This is a genomic window from Streptomyces sp. CBMA156 (assembly GCF_014596515.1).
Classification (GTDB): Bacteria; Actinomycetota; Actinomycetes; order Streptomycetales; family Streptomycetaceae; genus Kitasatospora.
In genome coordinates, this window is record NZ_MSJQ01000179.1 from 1 (window position 1) to 22,052 (window position 22,052).

The following is a 22,052-nucleotide window of genomic DNA, read 5'->3' on the forward strand; positions in this document are numbered from 1 at the left end:
CCCGGCGCCGTCGAGGCGGGCGGCCAGCGCGGCCGCCGTCGGGGCCTCGAACAGCGTCCTGACCTCCAGCTCCAGGCCGAGGGCCGCGCGGACCCTGGTGGCCAGCCGGGTGGCCAGCAGCGAGTGCCCGCCGAGGTCGAAGAAGCTGTCCGTCACGCCCACCCCGGCCAGCCCGAGCACGTCGGCGAACAGGTCGGCGAGCAGTTGCTCCTGCGGGGTGCGCGGCGCCCGTCCGGCCGCGGACGGGCCGAGGTCGGGGGCGGGCAGGGCGCGGCGGTCGAGTTTGCCGTTGGGGCTCAGCGGCAGCGTGTCGAGCACCACGAACGCGGACGGCACCAGGTAGTCGGGCAGCCGGCCGCGCAGCCAGTCGCGGACCTCGCCGATCAGGGCGCCGGCGCCGCGGCTGCCGGTCGGGTGGTTGGTGAGCGCGCCCGGCGCCGCACCGTCGGCCCGGGTGGGGCGGTAGGCCCCGGTCGGGCGGTGTCCGGGCTCGGCGAAGAGCACGTCCACGGTGTCGGGGCCGGTGGCCGACCAGGTGACGGTGACCGCGCGGCCGTGTTCCTCCCCGAGGGTGTGGAAGTCCTCGGGGTCGGGGGCGGTGCCGTCCTCCGGGGTGCGCAGGCGGTCCAGCAGGTCCGCGAGCGGGTGGTCCCCGCTCTGCACGGCCCCGGCGAGCGCCACCTCGTGCGCCACCCGGCGGTTCGGCACTCCGGTGAGCCGGACCTGGCCGCCGTCCTGCCGGGCGAGGAGCTCCCCGGCCCGGCCGAGCGCGGTCACCTCCCGGCCCCAGGTGAACTCGGCCGTCCGGTCGGGCCGTTCGGCCGCCCGGGTGTGCAGAGTGACGTCGTAGCGGTGCCGGGTCAGCTCGTTGTGGTGGCGGCCGCGCTTGAGCTCCACGGCCACCTCGGCGATGCCGCCGGCCCGGTCCCCGAGGGCGGTGAAGAAGTCCGGGTCGACGAGGAGTTCCTTCTCGACCAGGACGGCCTGTTCGACCGCGCGGCGCACGGCGGCGAGGTCGGAGCCGTCCGCGGCGCGGTGCAGCCGGACGGCGGTGGCGAGCGGGCGCAGCAGTCGCAGGTTGCGCACGTCGCCGATGAACAGCGCGCCGCCCGGGGCGAGCAGCCCCAGCAGCCGCTCCACCACGTCGGCGAGGTAGTCGGCGGACGGGAAGTACTGGACCACCGAGTTGACGACGATCGTGTCGAACGTGCCGGCGGGCAGGCCCTCGGTGTCGTGCGCCGGCCGGGTCCGCAGCACGACGCGGTCGGCGAGGCCGGGCCGGCGGGCGACCTGGGCGGCCAGCGCGTCGATCGCGGTCGCGGAGAAGTCCGTCGCCCAGTACGTCTCGCACTGCGGCGCGATCCGCGAGAGCAGCAGCCCCGTGCCGACGCCGATCTCCAGCACCCGGCGGGGGCGCAGGGCCAGGATGCGGGCGACGGTCGCGTCCCGCCACGCCCGCATCTGCTCGACGGGGATGGGGCTCGCGTCGTAGCTGCTGTTCCAGCCGACGAAGTCCTGCCCGAAGTCCTCCTGCCGGGCGGTGATGGGCAGGGCGTCGTAGATGCCCCGCCACTCGCCGACGTGGTCCTGCTCGCGGTCGCCGTCCCGGGTGCCGGCGTCGCGGGCCACCAGGTAGCCGACGAGCCGGTCCTCGTGGGCGAGGACGGCGGCCCGGGCGACGCCGGGGTGGGCGGCGAGCGCGGCCTCGACCTCGCCGGGCTCGACCCGGAAGCCGCGCACCTTCAGCTGGTCGTCGGCCCGGCCGACGAACTCCAGCTGCCGGTCCGCCCTCATCCGCACCAGGTCTCCGGTGCGGTACATCCTGTCCCCCGCAGCGCCGAACGGGCAGGCGACGAAGCGCCCGGCGGTGAGCCCGGGCCGGTTCAGGTATCCGCGGGCCAGACCCGTACCGGCGACGTACAGTTCGCCGGCCACTCCGGCCGGTACCGGCTGGAGCCGGTCGTCCAGCACGTACGCCCGCGCGTTCACGATCGGCCGGCCGATCGGCGGCGCACCGGCCTCCGGCGACAGCGGATCGCTCATCGTCGCGCACACCGTCGTCTCCGTCGGACCGTACGCGTTGATCATCCGCCGGCCCGGCGCCCACCGGGCCACCAGCTCCGGCCCGCACGCCTCCCCCGCCACCACCAGGGTCGTCACGGTGACCTCGTCCTCCGGCAGGGCCGACAGGACGGACGGGGGCACGGTCACGTGGGTGGCCGCGAGGCGCGGGTCGGTCAGCGCGGCCACCGGCTCGTCCGCCGGGGGCAGCACCAGGGCCGCGCCGCGCAGCAGGGCCGTGCAGACCTCCGAGACGGAGGCGTCGAAGCTCGGCGAGGCGAACTGGAGCACCCGGCTGCCGGGTTCGATCGCGAAGCGCTCGATCTGCCCGGCGACCAGTGCGGCCACGCCGGCGTGGCCGACCACCACGCCCTTGGGGCGGCCGGTCGAACCCGAGGTGTAGATCACGTACGCCGGGTGCCGGACGTCGAGTGCCACCGCCGGATCCGTGTCCGGGTGGCCGTCCGTCTCGCGCACCTGCGCCGGGTCGTCGACCACGACCGCCGGACGGGCGTCCGCCAGCATGTACGAGATCCGGGAGGCAGGGTACGACGGGTCGACCGGCAGGTACGCGGCGCCGGCCTTCAGCACCCCGAGGACGGCGACCACCCACTCCACCGAGCGCGGCAGCGCCACCGCCACCAGCTGTTCCGGGCGCACGCCCCGGGCGATCAGCGAGTGGGCGAAGCGATTGGCCCGCTCGTTCAGTTGACGATACGTCAGTTCCGTGTCGGAGGTGACGAGCGCGACCGCCCCTGGGGTGGATCGCACCTGGGCCTCGAAGGCCTTCGGCACCGGGTCGGCGGCGACCGGCGGCGCGGTGGCGGCGCCCTCCGCGAGCAGCCGGCGGCGCTCGGCCGCACCGAGGATGTCGATCCCGCCGATCGGCCGGTCCGGGTCGGCCGCCACGGCCTCCAGCAGCATCGTCCAGCGCCGGGCCAGGGTGGCGACCGTCGCCCGGTCGAACAGGTCGGTGGCGTACTCGACCGCCCCGACCAGGCCGGCCGGGCTGCCGTCCGCGGCGAAGCGCTCGCTCAGGTTGAATCCGAGGTCGAACTTGGAAGTGCCGGTCGGCACGGCGAACGCGCCGACCCGCAGGCCGGGCAGGGTGAACCGGCCCATCGGCGCGTTCTGCACCGCGAGGATCGTCTGGAACAGCGGGTGGTGCGAGAGCGACCGCACCGGGTTGAGGACTTCCACCAGGTGCTCGAACGGCAGGTCCTGGTGCGCGTAGGCAGCGAGCGCCGTCTCCCGTACCCGGCCCAGCAGTTCGCTGAACGACGGGTCGCCGCCGGTGTCGGTGCGCAGCACCAGCGTGTTGACGAAGAAGCCGACCAGCTCGTCCAGCGACTCGTCGGTCCGGCCCGCGATCGGACTGCCGATCGGGATGTCCGTCCCCGCGCCGAGCCGGGTGTACAGCGCGGCCAGTGCGGCCTGGAGGACCATGAACAGACTGGCGCCGCTTCGCCTGGCCAACTCCACCAGGGCCTGATGGAGTTCGGGCGTCAGCTCCAGTTCGAGGAGGTCGCCGCGGTAGCTCGCGACCGCCGGGCGCGGCCGGTCGGCGGGCAGCCGGAGCTGCTCCGGCAGGTCGGCCAACTGTCCTGACCAGTAGGCGACCTGCTCGGCGAAGCGGCTCTCCTGATCGGCGGCGTCACCGAGCAGCTCGCGCTGCCAGAGGGTGTAGTCGGCGTACTGCACCGGCAGCTCCGCCCACCGCGGCCCGCGGCCCTCGCACCTAGCCCGGTAGGCCTCGGCCAGGTCGCGCGAGAGCGGCCCGGTGGACCAGCCGTCCCCGGCGATGTGGTGCATCACCACCAGCAGCACGTGCTCGTCCGGCGCGAGCACGAACAGTTCGGCGCGCAGCGGGACTTCGGTCGCCAGGTCGAAGGGCCTCCGGCCCGCCTCGGCGAGCCGCTCGGCCAGCTCGGCCTCCCGGATCTCGGTCACCCGCAGCCGGACCCCGGCCGCGTCCAGCACCCGCTGGCACGGCGCGCCGTCGATCTCGGGGAAGACCGTCCGCAGGCTCTCGTGCCGGGCCGTGACGTCGGCCAGCGCCTGTTCCAGCGCCCGGCCGTCCAGCGTCCCGTTCAGCCGCAGCGCCAGCGGAATGTGGTAGGTGGCGGCGGCGCCCTCCATCCGGTGCAGGAACCAGAGCCTCCGCTGGGCGAACGACAGCGGTACGGTCTCCGGCCGCTCCCGCGCGGCCGGGGCCGGGCGGGCCCGGCCGGCCCCGGCGAGCCGCTCCGCCAGCGCGGCCACCGTCGGCGCCTCGAACAGCGCGCGCAGTGCGACCTCGACGCCGAGCACCGAACGCACCCGCGCGACCAGCCTGGTGGCGAGCAGCGAGTGCCCGCCGAGGCCGAAGAAGTCGTCGTCCGCGCCGACCTCGGCGACGCCGAGGACCTCGGCGAACAGCTCGGCGATCAGCTGCTCCTGCGGGGTCCGGGGCCTGCGTCCCGGTTCGGCGGCGGTGGCGGAGGGGGCCGGCAGGGCCCGGCGGTCCAGCTTGCCGTTCGGCGTCAGCGGCAGCGCCTCCATCGGTACGAACACCGAGGGCACCAGGTAGTCCGGCAGCTGGCCGAGCAGGTGCCCGCGCAGCCGCGCCGGGGCCGGCGCGGTGCCGGCCTTCGGGACGACGTAGCCGACGAGCCGGTCCTCGTGGGCGAGGACGGCGGCCCGGGCGACCTCGGGGTGGGTGGCGAGGGCGGCCTCGACCTCGCCGGGCTCGACCCGGAAGCCGCGCACCTTCACCTGCTGGTCGGCACGGCCGACGAACTCCAGCTGCCGGTCCGCCCTCATCCGCACCAGGTCTCCGGTGCGGTACATCCTGTCCCCCGCAGCCCCGAACGGGCAGGCGACGAAGCGCCCGGCGGTGAGCCCGGGCCGGTTCAGGTAACCCCGCGCCAGGCCCGTACCGGCGACGTACAGCTCCCCGGTCACGCCCGGCGGCACCAGGCGCAGCCGCTCGTCCAGCACGTACACCCGGAAGCCCGCGACGGGCCGGCCGATCGGCGGCACACCGGCCTCCGGCGACAGCGGATCGCTCATCGTCGCACAGACCGTCGTCTCCGTCGGACCGTACGCGTTGATCATCCGCCGGCCCGGCGCCCACCGGGCCACCAGCTCCGGCCCGCACGCCTCCCCCGCCACCACCAGGGTGGTGGCGGTCAGTCCGGCGTCGCCGAGCGCGGCCAGGGCGGAGGGCGGCAGGGTGACGTGGGTGGCGTCGAGCCCGCCCTCGGCCAGGGCCTCCAGCGGCTCCTCGGACGGTGCGAGCACCAGGGCGGCGCCGGTCAGCAGGGCGGCGCACAGGTCCCAGAACGAGGCGTCGAAGCTGGGCGAGGCGAACTGGAGGACCCGGCTTCCCGGCTCCAGGCCGAGCCGCTCGGCCTGCGCGGCCACCAGGCCCGCCACCCCGGTGTGGCCGACCACCACGCCCTTGGGGCGGCCGGTCGAACCCGAGGTGTAGATCACGTACGCCGGGTGCCGGACGTCGAGTGCCACCGCCGGATCCGTCTCCGGCAGGCCCTCCGTGTCCGTCACCGTCGCCGGGTCGTCGACCAGCAGGGCCGGGCGCGCGTCGTCCAGCATGAACGTGATCCGCGACCGCGGGTACGACGGGTCCACCGGCAGGTACGCGGCGCCCGCCTTCAGTACGCCGAGGACCGCCACCACGGACTCCACCGAGCGGGGCAGCGCCACCGCCACGATCTGCTCGGGCCCCACTCCCCGCCCGATCAGCCGGTGTGCGAACCGGTTCGCGCGAGAGTTCAGTTGACTGTACGTCAGCTCACTGGAACCGCTCACCAGGGCGACGGCCTCCGGGGTCGCCGCGACCTGCGCCGCGAAGAGCTCCGGCAGGCCGGCGGTGACCGCCTCGCCACCGGCGGCCGGCCGCAGGGCGCGGCGCTCCTCCTCGTCCAGCAGGTCGATGGTGCCGATCGGCCGGTCGGGAGCGGCCACCACCGCGGCCAGCAGCCTGCGCCACCGGGCGAGGAGGGGCTCGACCGTCCGGCGGTCGAACAGGTCGGTGCTGTACTCCACCGCGCCGCTCAGCCCGGCCGGGGCGCCGTCCGGCCCGCGCTCCTCCGCCAGCCCGAAGGTCAGGTCGTGCCGCGCCGTCCCGGTCGGCACGGCCACCCCGGCGACCGTGAGGCCGGGCAGGTCGAAGTCGCCACCCGGCGCGTTCTGGAGGACCAGCCCGGTCTGGTAGAGCGGGTGGTGCGAGAGCGAGCGGGACAGGTTCAGCACGTCCACCAGGTGCTCGAAGGGCACGTCCTGGTGGGCGTAGGCGGCGAGCGCCGTCTCCCGTACCCGGCCCAGCAGTTCGCTGAACGACGGGTCGCCGCCGGTGTCGGTGCGCAGCACCAGCGTGTTGACGAAGAAGCCGACCAGCTCGTCCAGCGCCTCGTCGGTGCGGCCCGCGATCGGCACCCCGATCGGGATGTCCGTCCCCGCGCCCAGCCCGGTGTACAGCGCCGCCAGGCCCGCCTGGAGCACCATGAACAGGCTGGCGCCGCTTCGCCTGGCCAACTCCACCAGCCCCGCGTGCAGTTCGGCGTCGATCCGGATGTCGATCAGGTCGCCGCCGTAGGACATGGCCGCCGGCCGGGGCCGGTCGGCGGGCAGCCGGAGCTGTTCGGGCAGCCCGGCCAGCGCGTCCGTCCAGTACGCGACCTGGCGGGCGAACGCGCTGTCCGCGTCCGACTCGTCGCCGAGGATCTCCTGCTGCCAGAGCGTGTAGTCGCGGTAACTCACCGGCAGCGGTGCCCAGTCGGGCGCGCCGCCACCGCGCCGGGCGGCGTACGCGGCGCCGAGGTCGCGCGACAGCGGGCCCATGGACCAGCCGTCCCCGGCGATGTGGTGCATCACCACCAGCAGCACGTGCTCGTCCGGCGCGAGCGCGAACAGCTCGGCGCGCAGCGGGACTTCGGCGGTCAGGTCGAAGCCGTCCACCGCCGCGTCGCGCAGCAGCACGGGCAGCTCCGACTCGCGGGCGGGGCGGACCGCCAGCGGGACGGCCGCCTGGTCGGCGGGCAGCACCGACTGGCGCGGCACCCCGTCGGTGTGCGGGAACGTCGTGCGCAGCGTCTCGTGCCGGGCCGCCACGTCCGTCAGCGCGGCGGCGAGGGCGTCGCGGTCGAGGTCGCCGGACAGCCGCAGGGCCAGCGGCATGTGGTAGGTGGCGCTCGGCGCGCCGAACTGCTGGAGGAACCAGAGGCGGCGCTGCGCGTAGGACAGCGGCATCGGCTCGCGGCGCGGCCCTGGCACCAGTGCCTGCCGGGCCGCCGCGGCGTCGCGGAGCCGGCCCGCGAGCCCGGCCGGGGTGGGCGTCCGGAACAGGCTGCGCAGCTCCAGCTCGACGCCGAGGGTCGCCCGTACCCGTGAGACCAGGCGGGTGGCCAGCAGCGAGTGCCCGCCGAGGTCGAAGAAGCCGTCATCCAGGCCGATCCGCGGCCGGCCGAGGACCTCGGCGAACAGCTCGCACAGGATCTGTTCCTGCGGGGTGCGCGGCGCGCGCCCGGTCCTGGCGGGGGCCTGGTCCGGTGCGGGCAGCGCGGTGCGGTCCAGCTTTCCGTTGGGTGTCAGCGGCAGCGCGTCGAGCAGGACGAACGCCGAGGGCACCAGGTGGTCGGGCAGCCGCTCGCGCAGGTACCCGGCCAGCGCCGACGCCGTCGCCCCGTCGTCGGCCGAGGGCACGACGTACGCGACGATCCGGGTGTCGCCCGGCCGGTCCTCCCGGGCGATCACCGCGACCCGGGCGACGCCGGGGTGGGCGGCCAGCTCGCTCTCGATCTCGCCGGGCTCGATCCGGAAGCCGCGCACCTTCACCTGGTGGTCCAGCCGGCCGGCGAACTCCAGCTCCCCGTCGGCGCGCAGGCGCACCAGGTCCCCGGTGCGGTACATCAGGGTGCCGGCCACGCCGAACGGGCAGGCGACGAACCGGGTGGCGGAGAGCCCGGGCCGGTTCAGGTAGCCGCGGGCGAGCCCCGACCCGGCGAGGTACAGCTCGCCCAGCACCCCGGGCGCCACCGGTTGCAAGGCCGAATCCAGCACGTATGCCCGGCAGTTGGCGATCGGGCGGCCGATCGGCACCGGCACCGGGGTGTCCGCCGGGTCGGCGGGCAGCGGGTAGGCGGTGATGACATGGGTCTCGGCCGGGCCGTAGTGGTTGTGCAGGGCCAGGCCGGGGCGGCGGGCCCGGAGGCGGCGCAGCGCACCGCCCAGCCGCATCGCCTCGCCTGCCTGGGCGATCAGCCGCAGGTCCGGCAGCTCCCGGCCGCTCTCCTCGGCGGCCTCGGCCAGGGCCTCGATCACCAGGTTCGGCGCGAAGAGCTCCGCGACCCGGTGCCGCTCCAGCCAGTGCGCCAGCAGTTCGGAGCTGCGGCGCTGTTCGTCGGTCGGCACCACCAGGGTCTTGCCGAACAGCAGCGCGGAGAGCATCTCCTGCACCGAGACGTCGAAGCTGATCGCGGTGAACTGCGCGGTACGGGTGCCCGGTCCGCCGCCGACGGCACGGTGGTGCCAGCGCAGCAGGTTCTCCAGCGCGCCGGCGGGCATCACCACGGCCTTGGGGCGCCCGGTCGAGCCCGAGGTGTAGATGACGTAGGCCGGGTGGCGCCCGTCCACCGCCACGCCGGGGTCGGTCTGCGGGCGGGCAGCGGCCGGTGTGACGGCGGCGAGGTCGTCGAGCACGACGGCCGGGCGCGCGTCGTCGAGCATGTACGCGATGCGGGCGGCCGGGTACTCCGGGTCGACCGGCAGGTAGGCGGCGCCGGTCTTGAGCACCGCGAGGGCGGCGACGACCAGCTCCACGGAGCGCGGCAGCCGCAGGGCGACGATCCGCTCCGGCCCCACTCCCCGGGCGATCAGCTCGTGCGCCAGCCGGTTGGCCCTGGCGTTCAGCTCCCGGTACGTCAGCACGGTGCACATCGCCTCGCCGGCTTCGAACACCACGGCCTCGGCGTCCGGGGTGGCCCGCACCTGGGCCTCGAACAGGGCCGGGAGTCCGGTGCCCGGCTGCGGGCACGCCGTGTCGTTGCGCGCCACCAGCAGTTCGTGCCGCTCCTCGGCGGACAGCACGTCGATCCGGCTCAGTGGCCGCTCCGGTGCGGCCACGGCCGCCGCCAGCAGCCGCAGCCAGCGGGCGAGCATCGTCTCCACGGTGCCGCGGTCGAACAGGTCGGTGGCGTACTCGACGTACCCGAAGACGCCCTCGGCCGCTCCGGCCGGGCCGCCGCGCTCCAGCACGTGGAAGGAGAGGTCGAACAGCGCCGTCGGCGTGTGCACGGGCAGGATCGCGGCGTCCACGCCGGGCAGGTCGAAGGTGGAGCGCGGCGCGTTCTGGAGGGCGAACAACACCTGGAACAGCGGCTGGCGGGCGAGTTCCCGGGCCGGGTTGAGGGCCTCGACCAGGTGGTCGAACGGCAGGTCCTGGTGGGCGTAGCCGGCCAGCGCGGTGTCCCTGACCCGGCCGAGCAGCTCGGCGAAGGTCGGGTCACCGGAGGTGTCGGTGCGCAGCACCAGGGTGTTGACGAAGAAGCCGACCAGCTCGTCCATCGCCTCGTCGGTGCGGCCCGCGATCAGGGTGCCGACCGGGATGTCGTCGCCGGCCCCGAGCTTGTTCAGCAGTGCCGTGATCCCGGCCTGGAGCACCATGAAGACGCTGGCGCCGTGCTCCCGGCCGAGCCGGACCAGCCCGGCGTGCAGGCCGGCGTCCAGGTCGATCGGGACGCGTTCCCCCCGGTACGTGGGGGTGGCCGGGCGGGGCCGGTCGGTGGGCAGCCGGAGCTGCTCGGGCAGGCCGGCCAGCTTCCCCGTCCAGTACGCGGTCTGGCGCGCGGACAGGCTGCCGCGGTCGGCGGCGTCGCCCAGCAGCTCGCGCTGCCAGAGCGTGTAGTCGGCGTACTGCACCGGCAGCGCCTCCCACGACGGCGCCTCGCCGCGCAGCCGCGCGGCGTACGCGGTGGAGAGGTCGGCGGACAGCAGGCCCAGCGACCAGGCGTCGCCGGCGATGTGGTGCACCACGACCAGCAGTACGTGCTCGTCGGGGCTCGACTCGAACAGGTGCGCGTGCACCGGCGGTTCCGTGGCCAGGTCGAAGCCGCGCGCGACGGCCGCGGCCAGGGCTCCGTCCGGCCCGGTGCCGGTACCGACGGCCAGCCGGGGCCGGGCCGCCGCGGCGTCCAGCACCCGCTGGTACGGCACGCCGTCCACCACCGGGTAGACCGTGCGCAGGATCTCGTGCCGCTCGACCACGTCCCCGAGCGCCGCTTCGACCGCCTCCCGGTCGAGCGGGCCGGTCAGCCTCCAGGCGAGCGGGATGTGGTAGCTGGAGCCGATGCCCTCCAACTGGTCCAGGAACCACAGCCGCCGCTGGGCGGAGGAGAGCGGGACCATCGGAAGTGCCCCCGCCGGCCGCCGCGCCGGGGCGAGCGCCACCCGCGCCCGGCCGGCCGCGCCCAGCCCGGCGGCCAGCCCGGCCACCGTCGGCGTCTCGAACAGGGTGCGCAGCTCCAGTTCCACCCCGAGGGTCGCCCGGACCCGGGCCACCAGGCGGGTGGCCAGCAGCGAGTGCCCGCCCAGGTCGAAGAAGTCGTCCTCGGCGCCGACCCCGGTCACGCCCAGCACCTCGCCGAACAGCCCGGCGAGGACGTGTTCCTGCGGGGTGCGCGGCGCCCGCCCGGATCGGGCCCCGGTGAACGCGGGCTCGGGCAGTGCGCGCCGGTCCAGCTTGCCGTTGACGGTCAGCGGCAGGACGTCCAGTGCGACGAACGCGGCGGGCACCATGTAGTCGGGCAGCCGTTCGCGCAGCCGGGCCCGGAGGTCCTCCGGCTCGATCGCGGCCCCGGCGGCCGGCACCAGGTAGGCGACCAGCCTGGTGTCGTCGGCGCGGTCCCGCCGGGCGAGCACCGCGACCTGGGCGATGCCGGGGCACGCGGCCAACGCCGCCTCGATCTCGCCGAGTTCGATCCGGAAGCCGCGCACCTTCACCTGGTCGTCGGCCCGGCCCGCGTACTCCAGCATCCCCTCGGCGCGCCGGCGCACCAGGTCGCCGGTGCGGTACATCAGGGCGCCGGCCGGCCCGTACGGGTCGGCGACGAACCGCCCGGCGGTCAGGCCGGGCCGGCCCAGGTAGCCGCGCGCGAGCCCGGCGCCCGCGACGTACAGCTCGCCCGTGACGCGGGGCGGCACCGGCCGCAGGTGGCGGTCCAGCACGTGGCCGCGCAGGTCCGGGATCTCGGTGCCGATGACGCCGGCCGGGCCGGCGGCGCGTTCGGGGTCCAGCGCCGCGTACGTGACGTGGACGGTGGTCTCGGTGATGCCGTACATGTTGACCAGCCGCGGCGCGTCCTGGGCGTGGCGCGTGTACCAGTCGGCGAGCCGGGACGGCTCCAGGGCCTCGCCGCCGAAGACCACCGTGCGCAGCGCCAGCCGCCGCCCGGTCTCCGGCTCGTCCCGGTCGGCCGCCATCAGCTGGTAGAAGGCGGACGGGGTCTGGTTGAGCACCGTCACCCGCTCGTCGGCCAGCAGTCGCAGGAAGCGCTCCGGCGAGCGGCTGACCTCGAAGGGCACCACGACCAGCCGGCCGCCGTGCAGCAGCGGGCCCCACAGCTCCCACACCGAGAAGTCGAAGGCGTAGGAGTGGAACAGGGTCCAGACGTCCTCGGCGCCGAAGCCGAACCAGTGCCGGGTGGCGTCGAACAGCCGCACCACGTTCCGGTGCGGCACCACCACGCCCTTGGGGTTGCCGGTGGAGCCGGAGGTGTGGATGACGTACGCCGCGTTCCGCGGGTCGACGGCGACGCCGGGGTCGGTCTCCGGCAGGCCGTCCAGGCTGTCCGGGCCGTCGGCGTCGAGCAGCAGCCGGTCGAGGCCGTCGGTGCCGGGCAGGTCGACGGCACGGGTGGTCAGCAGCAGCGTGGGCCGGGCGTCGGCCAGCAGGTAGCCGATCCGGGCGGCCGGGTAGTCCGGGTCGACCGGCAGGTACGCGGCGCCTGCCTTGAGCACGGCCAGCACGGCGACGACCAGCTCGGCCGAGCGCGGCAGCGCCAGCGCCACCAGCCGCTCCGGCCCCACCCCCCTGGCGATCAGCGCGTGCGCCAGCCGGTTGGCCCGGGCATCGAGTTCGCGGTAGGTCAGCGTGGCCGGGCCGTCCACGACGGCGACGGCGTCCGGCCTGGCCTGCGCCTGGGCCCGGAAGAGGTCCGGCAGGGAGGCCGTCGGGGCGGTGAACCCGCCGTCCACGGCCGGGAGTTCGAGGCGTTCCTCGGCGGAGCGCAGGTCGATCCGGCTGAGTCGCAGCCGTGGGTCGGCGACGGCGGCGGCCAGCAGCCGCAGCCACCGCGCGATCATCGTCTCCACGGTCGGCGGGTCGTAGAGGTCGGTGGTGAACTCGACGAAGCCGTCGATCCCCTCCGGGCTGCCGTCCTCGGCGTGCCGCTCGGACATCGAGAAGATCAGGTCGAGCTTGGAGGTGCTGGTGGTCAGCTTCACCTCCCCGACCTCCAGCCCCGCCGGGGCGAGGTCGGCGCGCGGAGCGTTCTGCAGCACCAGCATCACCTGGAACAGCGGGTGGTGCGACAGCGACCGGACCGGGTTGAGCGCCTCGACCAGGTACTCGAACGGCAGGTCCTGGTGGGCGTAGCCGGCCAGCGCGGTGTCCCTGACCCGGCCGAGCAGCTCGGCGAAGGTCGGGTCACCGGAGGTGTCGGTGCGCAGCACCAGGGTGTTGACGAAGAAGCCGACCAGCTGGTCCAGCGCCTGGTCGGTGCGTCCGGCGATCAGACTGCCGACCGGGATGTCCTCTCCCCCGCCGAGCTTGTCCAGCAGCGCGGCGAGCCCGGCCTGGAGCACCATGAACAGACTGGTGCCGTGCGCCCGGGCGAGTTCGCGCAGGCCGCGGTGCAGTTCGGCGTCCAGCCGGGTCCGGACGAAGCCGCCCCGGTGCGAGGCGACGGCGGGGCGGGGCCGGTCGGTGGGCAGCTGGATCTGCTCCGGCAGGCCGGCCAGCTGCCCGGTCCAGTACCGCGCCTGGCGGGCGAACAGGCTGTCGCGGTCGGCGGCGTCGCCCAGCAGCTCGTGCTGCCACAGCGTGAAGTCGGCGTACTGCACCGGCAGTACCTCCCACGACGGCGCCTCGCCCCGGCGGCGCGCGGCGTACGCGGCGGTCAGGTTCTGCGTCAGCGGGCCCAGCGACCAGCCGTCACCCGCGATGTGGTTGAGCAGCAGCAACAGGACGTGTTCCTCCGGCGCGAGCTCGAACAGCTCCACACGCAGCGGCAGTTCGGTCCCCAGGTCGAACTGCCGGGCCAGCGCGGCGGACAGGGCGCCGTCCAGTTCCGCCTCGGTGGTCCGGTGCACGCCCACCTGGGGTCGGGCCGCCACGACGTCCAGCACCTGCTGGTACGGCACCCCGTCCGCCGCGGGGAAGACCGTGCGCAGGCTCTCGTGCCGTTCGACCACGTCCGCCAGCGCCGCCTGCAGCGCGCCGCGGTCGAGCGGCCCGGACAGCCGCCACGCCAGCGGGATGTTGTAGTTGGCGCTGGCGCCCTCCAACTGGTGCAGGAACCACAGCCGCCGCTGGGCGAAGGACAGCGGGGTCCTGGCCGGCCGCGGGTAGGGCACCAGGGCCAGCTGGGCGCGCCGGGCGCCGACGAGGGCGGCGGCCAGGGCGGCCGGGGTCGGGGCCTCGAACAGGGTGCGCAGTTCCAGCTCCACCCCGAGGGTCGCGCGGACCCGTGCGGCCAGCCGGGTGGCCAGCAGCGAGTGTCCGCCGAGGTCGAAGAAACCGTCCTCCACCCCGGCCTCGGCCACCCCGAGGACCTCGGCGAACAGCTCGCAGAGGATCTGCTCCTGCGGGGTGCGCGCCGCCCGGCCGGTGCCCAGGGTGACCAGCTCGGGCGCGGGCAGCGCGCGGCGGTCCAGCTTGCCGTTGGTGGTCAGCGGCAGGGCGTCCAGCAGGACGAACGCGGACGGCACCATGTACTCGGGCAGCCGTTCGCGCAGGTGCTCGCGCAGGTCGGCCGAGCGCGGGGCTGCCTCCGTGGCCGGCACCAGGTAGGCGACCAGCCGGGTGTCGTCGGCGCGGTCCTGCCGGGCCAGTACGGCGACCTGGGCGATGCCGGGGTGCGCGGCCAACGCCGCCTCGATCTCGCCGAGTTCGATCCGGAACCCGCGCACCTTCACCTGCTGGTCGGCCCGGCCGACGAAGCTCAGGCTGCCGTCGGCGGCGCGGCGCACCACGTCCCCGCTGCGGTACATCCGGGCGCCGGCCGGGCCGTACGGGTCGGCGACGAACCGCCCCGCGGTCAGGCCGGGCCGGCCCAGGTACCCGCGCGCCAGCCCGGCGCCCGCGACGTACAGCTCGCCGGGCACGCCCGGGGGCACCGGCCGCAGGTGGGCGTCCAGGACGTAGGTGCGCAGGTCGGGAATGGCCGTGCCGACCACGCTGGCCGCTCCGGCGCCGGTGTCGGACCGGTCGAGCGCGGCATGCGTCACGTGCACCGTGGTCTCGGTGATGCCGTACATGTTGACCAGCCGCGGCGCGTCCTCGGGGTGCCGCTCGTACCATCCCGCCAGCCGGGCGGGCTCCAGCGCCTCGCCGCCGAACACGACGGTGCGCAGGGCGAGTTCGCGGCCGGTCCGCGGCGCCTCCTGGTCCGCCTGCATCAACTGGTAGAAGGCGGACGGGGTCTGGTTGAGCACCGTCACGCCCTCGCGGGCGAGGAGCTCCAGGAACCGGCCGGGCGAGCGGCTGGTCTCGTGGTCCACGACGACCAGCCGGCCGCCGTGCAGCAGCGGGCCCCACAGCTCCCACACCGAGAAGTCGAAGGCGTAGGAGTGGAACAGCGTCCAGACGTCGTCGGCGCCGAAGCCGAACAGCCCCCGGGTGGTGCCGAACAGCCGCACCACGTTGCGGTGCGGCACCACCACGCCCTTGGGGCGGCCGGTGGAGCCGGAGGTGTAGATGACGTACGCGGGGTGGCCCGGGTCGACGGCGACGCCGGGGTCGGTGTCCGGCAGCCCGTCCAGGTCGACGGTGTCCAGCAGCAGCCGGTCGACCTGTTCGGCGCCCGGCAGTTCGCCGGTCTCCGTGATCGTCACCAGCAGGGCCGGCCGGGAGTCCTGGAGCAGGTAGCCGATCCGGGCGGCCGGGTACTTCGGGTCCACTGGGACGTACGCGGCGCCTGCCTTGAGCACGGCCAGCACGGCGACGACCAGTTCGGCCGAGCGCGGCAGCGCCAGCGCGACGAGCCGCTCCGGCCCCGCGCCGCGCTCGATCAGGGCGTGCGCGAGCCGGTTGGCCCGGGCGTTCAGCTCGCCGTAGGTGAGCGCGATGTCGCCGCACACCACCGCGGTCGCGGCCGGGTCGGCCCGTACCTGCTCCTCGACCAGCGCGGTGATCGTCCGTTCGACGGCGGTGTCCAGGACGGTAGTGTCCGAGACTGCGACGTCCTCGACGGCGGGCGGCAGCAGCTCGCGCAGCTCCTGCGCCGACAGCACGTCGACCCGGCTGATCCGGCGCGCCGGGTCGGCCGCCACGGTGCGCAGCAGCCGCAGCCAGCGCTCGGCGATCGCCGCCACGGTGGCCGCGTCGAACAGGTCGGTGCTGTACTCGACCACGCCCGACAGGCCGTCCTCGCCGGGGCGTTCGGTCAGGATGAAGGTCAGGTCGCACTTGGCCGTGCCGGTGCCGACCAGGTCGGTGGTCACCCGGAGGTCCGGCAGGTCGAAGGTGCCCGAGGGCGCGTTCTGCAGGGCGAGCATGGTCTGGAACAGCGGGTGGTGCGACAGCGACCGGGCCGGGTTGACGGCCTCCACCAGGTGCTCGAACGGGAGGTCCTGGTGGGCGTAGGCGGCGAGCGCCGTCTCCCGTACCCGGCCGAGCAGTTCGGTGAAGGTCGGGTCGCCGGTGAGGTCGGTGCGCAGCACCAGGGTGTTGACGAAGAAGCCGACCAGCTCGTCCACGGCCTCGTCGGTGCGGCCGGCGATCGGGGTGCCGATCGGCAGGTCGGTGCCGGCGCCGTGCTTGCCCAGCAGGGCCGCGAGCCCGGCCTGGAGCACCATGAACAGGCTGGCTCCGCCGTCACGGGCCAGCGTGCGCAGGCCCTGGTGCAGCTCGGCGTCGATCCGCAGCGGCAGGTGCGCGCCGTGGAAGGTCGTCGCGGCCGGCCGGGGCCGGTCGAAGGGCAGCTCGATCTGCTCGGGCACTCCGGCCAGCTGCTTGGACCAGTAGGCGAGTTGTGTGCTCAGCAGGCTGCCGGGGTCGCTCTCGTCGCCGAGCAGTTCCCGCTGCCAGAGGGTGTAGTCGGTGTACTGGACGGGCAGTTGGGCCCGATCGGACGTGCCGCCCTGGACCCGCGCGGCGTAGGCGGCGGTCAGGTCGCGCGCGAGCGGGCCCATCGACCAGCCGTCGCCCGCGATGTGGTGGACGACCAGCAGGAGCACGTGTTCGTCCGACGCGAGCGCGAACAGCTCGGTGCGCAGCGGTGGTTCGGCCGCCAGGTCGAAGCCGTGGCGGGCGGCCCCGGCCAGCAGCCGCGGCAGGTCGTCCCGGCCGGTCTCGGTCAGGTGCAGCCGCGGGCGGGCCGCCTCGATGTCCAGCACCCGCTGGCAGGGCACGCCGTCGACGGCCGGGAAGACGGTGCGCAGGCTCTCGTGCCGTTCGACCACGTCCCCGAGCGCGTCGGCCAGCGCCCGCCGGTCCAGGCCGCCCGACAGCCGCAGTGCGAGCGGCACGTTGTAGGTGGCGCCGGGGCCCTCCATGCCGTGCAGGAACCACAGCCTGCGCTGGGCGTGGGACAGCGGCACCGTGTCGGGCCGATCCCTGCGGACCAGGGCGGGGCGCGCCCGGGCGGCGCGGTCCACCGCCGTCGCGAGGCCGGCCACGGTCGGCGCGTCGAACAGCTCGCCCAGGGTCAGCTCGACGTCCAGTACCGAGCGGGCCCTGGCCACCAGCCGGGTGGCCAGCAGGGAGTGTCCGCCGAGGTCGAAGAAGCTGTCGTCCAGGCCGACGGCGGACACCCCGAGCACCTCGGCGTACAGTCCGGCGAGCAGCTGTTCGACGGCGGTGCGCGGGGCCCGGCCGGGGACGGCGGGCGTCCGTTCGGGGGCCGGGAGCGCCTGGCGGTCGAGCTTCCCTGTGGGCGTCAGCGGGAGGGCATTCAGCGTCACGAACGCGGCGGGGACCAGGTGTTCGGGCAGCCGTTCGCGCAGGTGGGCGCGGAGTTCGTCCGGCCCGGCCGGCGTCCCGGTGGCCGCCACCAGGTAGGCCACCAGACGGGCATCCGGGCTGGCGTCCAGCCGGGCGTCCTCCTCGGCGCGCAGCACGACGGCGGCCTGGGCGATCGCGGGGTGGGTGGTGAGCGCGGCCTCGATCTCGCCGGGCTCGATCCGGAAGCCCCGGACCTTCACCTGGTCGTCCGCCCGGCCGAGGAACTCCAGCTGCCCGTCCCGGTTCCAGCGCACCAGGTCTCCGGTGCGGTACATGCGGGCCCCGGCGGGCCCGGATGGGTCGGCGACGAACCGTCCGGCGGTCAGGCCGGGCCGGGCCGGGTAGCCGCGGGCGACGCCCGTGCCAGCGATGTACAGCTCGCCCGGCGTGCCGGGCGGCACCGGCCGGAGCGCGCCGTCCAGGACGGACAGCCGGGCCCCGGCGACGGGGCGGCCGATCACCGGGCGGGGGCTTGACGCGAGCGGCGCGAAGACGGCGTCGACGGTGCACTCGGTGGGCCCGTAGTAGTTGACGCAGGTCACCCCGTCGGTCTCGCGCAGCTCCGTCCAGAGCCGCTCGGGGACGGCCTCGCCACCCGCCACGACCACCGCCGGGCGGTGCCCGCCGTCGCTCAGCAGGCCGTGGGCGAGCAGGACTCGCAGGTAGGACGGGGTGGCGTTGACGAAGTCGATCCGGTGCCGCGCGACGTACCCGGCGAAGGCGTCCGGGTCGGTCCAGGTCTCCAAGGCGGGGACGTGCAGTTCGTGCCCGGCGAAGAGGCAGAACAGCTGGTCCCAGGAGGCGTCGAAGGACACCGAGGTGGTCAGCGCGACCCGCGCCCGGTCGCCGAGCAGCGGCGGGAAGAGCGTGCGCCACTGTCCGGCGAAGAGCTCCGCCAGGGCGCCGTAGGTGGCCGCCACGCCCTTGGGGCGCCCGGTGGAGCCCGAGGTGTGGATGACGTGCACGAGGTGGCGCGGGTCGACCGTCACCGCCGGGTCCGTCTCCGGGCCCTCGCCCGACAGCAGGTCGTCCAGCGTCAGCGGCTCGACCGCGAGGCCGGGCCCGAGCCGTTCCCCGGTACGGGCGTCGGTGACCAGGAGCGCCGGCCTGGCGTCGTCCAGCAGGTACGCGATCCGGGCAGCCGGGTACTGCGGGTCGACCGGCAGGTACGCGGCTCCGGTCTTCAGCACGGCCAGGACGGCGGCCACCAGGTCGGCCGAGCGCGGCAGCGCCAGCGCCACCAGCCGCTCGGGCCCGGCGCCCCTGGCGATCAGGGCGTGCGCCAACCGGTTGGCCCGCGCGTCGAGTTCGGCGTACGTCAGCGAGACCGCGCCGCACACCACCGCCGTCGCGTCCGGTGTGGCGCGCACCTGCGCCCGGAACAGCTCCGGCAGACCGGGCACGGGCGCGTCCGTCACCGGGCCCGCGCCGAGGGCCGTCAGCTCGCGGCGCTCCCCGGCGGCGAGCAGGTCGATCCGGCCGACCGGCTCCTGCGGGTCGCACCCCGCGACGGCGTGCAGAAGCGCGAGCAGACGCCGCTGGTGGTCCGCGAGTTCGTCGCCCCGGACCTCCGGCGAACCGTGCAGGGTGATCTGAAGGTCGCCGCCGCCACGGTGGCCCAGCACCCAGACCGCCACACCCGCCACCGACTTGGGCAGGAGGTGGCGCACCGTCGCGGAATGCCCCGCGAAGCTCGGCGGCGGATCGAAGACCATGACATTGACGACGAGCGGGAAGCCGCCCCCGAACCCTCCGGGCAGGCCGAGGTCCCTGACCAGGTCCTCGCCGCGGTAACGCTGGTGTGCGACGGCCGACCTGACCTCCCGCGCCACCTGGGCGAGGAGGTCGCTCACGCGCATGTCCGGCCGCACTGTCAGCCGCAGGGGCACCACGTTCGAGACCGCACCGGGTGTGGACGTCAGGACGGCTTCGTCCGTCCCGCGCCCGGTGACGGGCAGGCCGATCACCACCTCCCGGTCCCCGGTCAGTCGGTGCGCGTAGAGGGCCAGCGCGGCGACCAGCAGGCGAAGCCACGGGGCTCCGGCCCGCCCGGCCGCCGCTCGCAGGTCGGCCGGGCGGAACACCGCGGGCTCGGTGGCCGTGCCGACGGCACCGCCCGCGTCCGCCCGGTCGTCCGCGGCCCGGCCGCCGAGCCGGGTCGAGGCCGGTCGGTCGGTGAACCGCTCCGTCCAGTAGGCCCGGTCGGCGCCGAACCGCGCGGAGGAGCGGTAGTCGGTGTCCGCCTCGACCAGTTCGCGCAGCGGGCGGAACCCGGACGGCGGGACGGGCCTGCCCTCGGCCAGCGCCGTGTACGTCTGCGCGACCCGTTGCCGGACGAGGGCGTAGCCGTACCCGTCCATCACCAGGTGGTGGTAGTTGTGGTACCAGAGGTGCCGGGTCGGCGAGAGCCTGATCAGCGCGTGACTGAACAGCGGATCGCGGGTGAGGTCCAGCGGGCGCAGCCGGTCCTCGGCCATCCACTCCAGGGCCGCCGCGAAGGGTTCCGGATGCCCGCCGAGGTCGAGGTAGGCGGGTGCCCAGTCCCAGGACTCCCGGACGACCTGCCGCGGCCCCTCGCCGTCCTCGGCGAAGCTCACGTGCAGGGCGTCGGTCTCCGCGACGACCCGCCGCAGCGCGGTCTCGAACAGCTCCGGGTCGACCGGCCCGTGGATCTCCAGGTACTCGCCGATCCGGTAGGCCGGCAGCGCGGTCCTGGCGCGCTGTTCGGCGAGCCAGATCTCGCGTTGGGCCGCCGTCAGGGGAAGGGCGTCGCCGTCGCGACGGGACATGGGGGGTACCTCCGAAGATGTGGGCGAGCGTGGTGGCAGGGCGCGCGCAGGGGCGCGCCGGCCGCGGTGCGGTCACACGGCCGGCGGCGCGCGAGGCGCTGCTCCTTGCGGTCAGGCGGCGAGTTCGCCGGCCTGGAGGTGCCAGAGGGACTCGTACAGTCCGCGCTGGGCGAGCAGTTCTTCATGAGTGCCGTGCTCGGCCACGACGCCGCCCTTGTCCATGACGTAGATCCGGTCGGCGTGGCGGATGGTGGACAGCCGGTGGGCGATGATCACCATGGTGCGGTCGGCCGCGAAGCCGCGGAGCGCGCGCTGGATGGCGGCCTCGGTCTCGTTGTCGACGGCCGAGGTGGCCTCGTCCAGGATCACCACCGGCGAGTCCTTGAGGATCGCCCGGGCCAGGGCGATCCGCTGCCGCTGGCCGCCGGACAGCGCGGAGCCGCGCTCACCGATGACCGTGTCGTAGCCGTCAGGGAAGCCGGCGACGAAGGCGTGTGCCTCCGCCAGCCGGGCCGCGTCGGCCACGGCCGCGTCGGACGCCTCGAAGGTGCCGTACCGGATGTTCTCGGCGATGGTGCCGTCGAAGAGGAACGGCTCCTGGGAGACGAAGCCGATCGCCTCCCTGATCTCCCGGCGGGGCAGGTCCCGCAGGTCGCGTCCGTCCAGCCGCACGCTTCCGAGGCCGGCGTCCTGGAAGCGCATCAGCAGTTTCGCGATGGTCGTCTTGCCCGAGCCGGTGGCGCCGACGATGCCGGTGGTCCGGCCGGCCTCGATGGTGAGCGAGAGGTCCTCCAGCACCGGCGGCCGGCCGGGGTAGGCGAACGTCACCTGGTTCAGGGCCAGTTCGCCTCGCACCGGCTCCGGGCCGAGCGAGGCGCCGGTGCCGTCCGTCTCGACCGGCAGGGCCCGCAGCCGTCGCACCCGGTCGTAGGAGACGAGCGTCCGCTGGTACTGGTCGACGATGCCGCCGAGCCGGTTCATCCGCATCAGCACCATCTGGGGCAGGCCGATCAGCGGGCTGAAGACCTCGAACGGCAGCGTGCCGTCGAGGACCGACCGGCCGCCGAGCAGCAGGGTCCCGGCCATCGAGGTGGTGGTGGTGATCCGCACGACCTCCGAGTGCCGGATGGTGCTGCGGTCGGTCTGCTCGTTGCTCTCCTGGGCGACGCTGCCGAGGTGGTCGATGCGCCGCGCCTCGTAGTCCTCGGTGCAGAAGCTCTTGACCGTGGCGCCGGCCTCCAGGTTGTTGGCCAGCTGGCTGGCGAGCCTGGTCCGGTTCTCGCTGGAGACGGCGTAGTCGGCGGCGACCTTGTCGTGGTAGTGGAACGACAGCCAGGCCACGATCGGGATGGGCAGGAAGGCGATCCAGGCGATCTCCGGTGCCAGCAGCAGGAAGAGCGGCACCAGGACGGCCAGGCTGGTGGCAAGTTGCAGGACGTCGTTGGCCGAGCCGGCGAAGAAGGCGCCCAACTGGCCGACGTCGTCGGTCAGGACGTTGGCGACCCTGGTGGTCCGCTGTCCCTCCAGGTGCCGCAGCTCCAGGTGCTGCACGTGGGCGTAGGTCTCGTTGCGCCAGGTGCGCTGGACGTCCTGGCCGAGCCGGCGCCACTGCACGCCGGAGGCGTAGGCGAGTCCCGCCACGGCGGCGCAGGCCACGGCCACCGCCCCGGCGAGGGTCCAGAGTTGGGCGGACGCGGTGGTCACGCCGAGTTTCACGAGCGGTGCGGCCTCGCCCTTGATGAGGATCAGGGCCGTCCACCCGAGGAAGACGCCGAGCGTCAGCTCGGTGACCTGGCAGGCGACCGAGAGCGCGGACGCCCGGTAGAGCCGTCGGCGGTGCGGGCCGACGATCTCCAGCAGGGGGTGCCGCCGCCGCTCCGCCGGGCCGGCGGACGGGGCCTGGGCCTGGGCCGGACTCGTCCGCCAGGCCCGCCGCACGACGTGGGTGGTCGCCGCCGCGACCACGCCCAGCGCCGCCAGGT

2 protein-coding genes are annotated in these 22,052 nt (G+C 75.0%); both read right to left on the reverse strand.

Going from position 1 to position 22,052, the window contains the following annotated elements:
* The coding region (locus BU198_RS14990; protein WP_188297347.1) for a non-ribosomal peptide synthase/polyketide synthase at nucleotides 1–20,070 on the reverse strand (20,070 nt) is incomplete at its 3' end.
* Between the two features lie 111 nt (nucleotides 20,071–20,181).
* Nucleotides 20,182–22,050 (reverse strand): ABC transporter ATP-binding protein, encoded by a 1,869-nt coding sequence (locus BU198_RS14995; protein WP_223244403.1) that lies wholly within the window; start codon nucleotides 22,048–22,050, stop codon nucleotides 20,182–20,184.
* Between the last annotated feature and the right edge of the window lie 2 nt (nucleotides 22,051–22,052).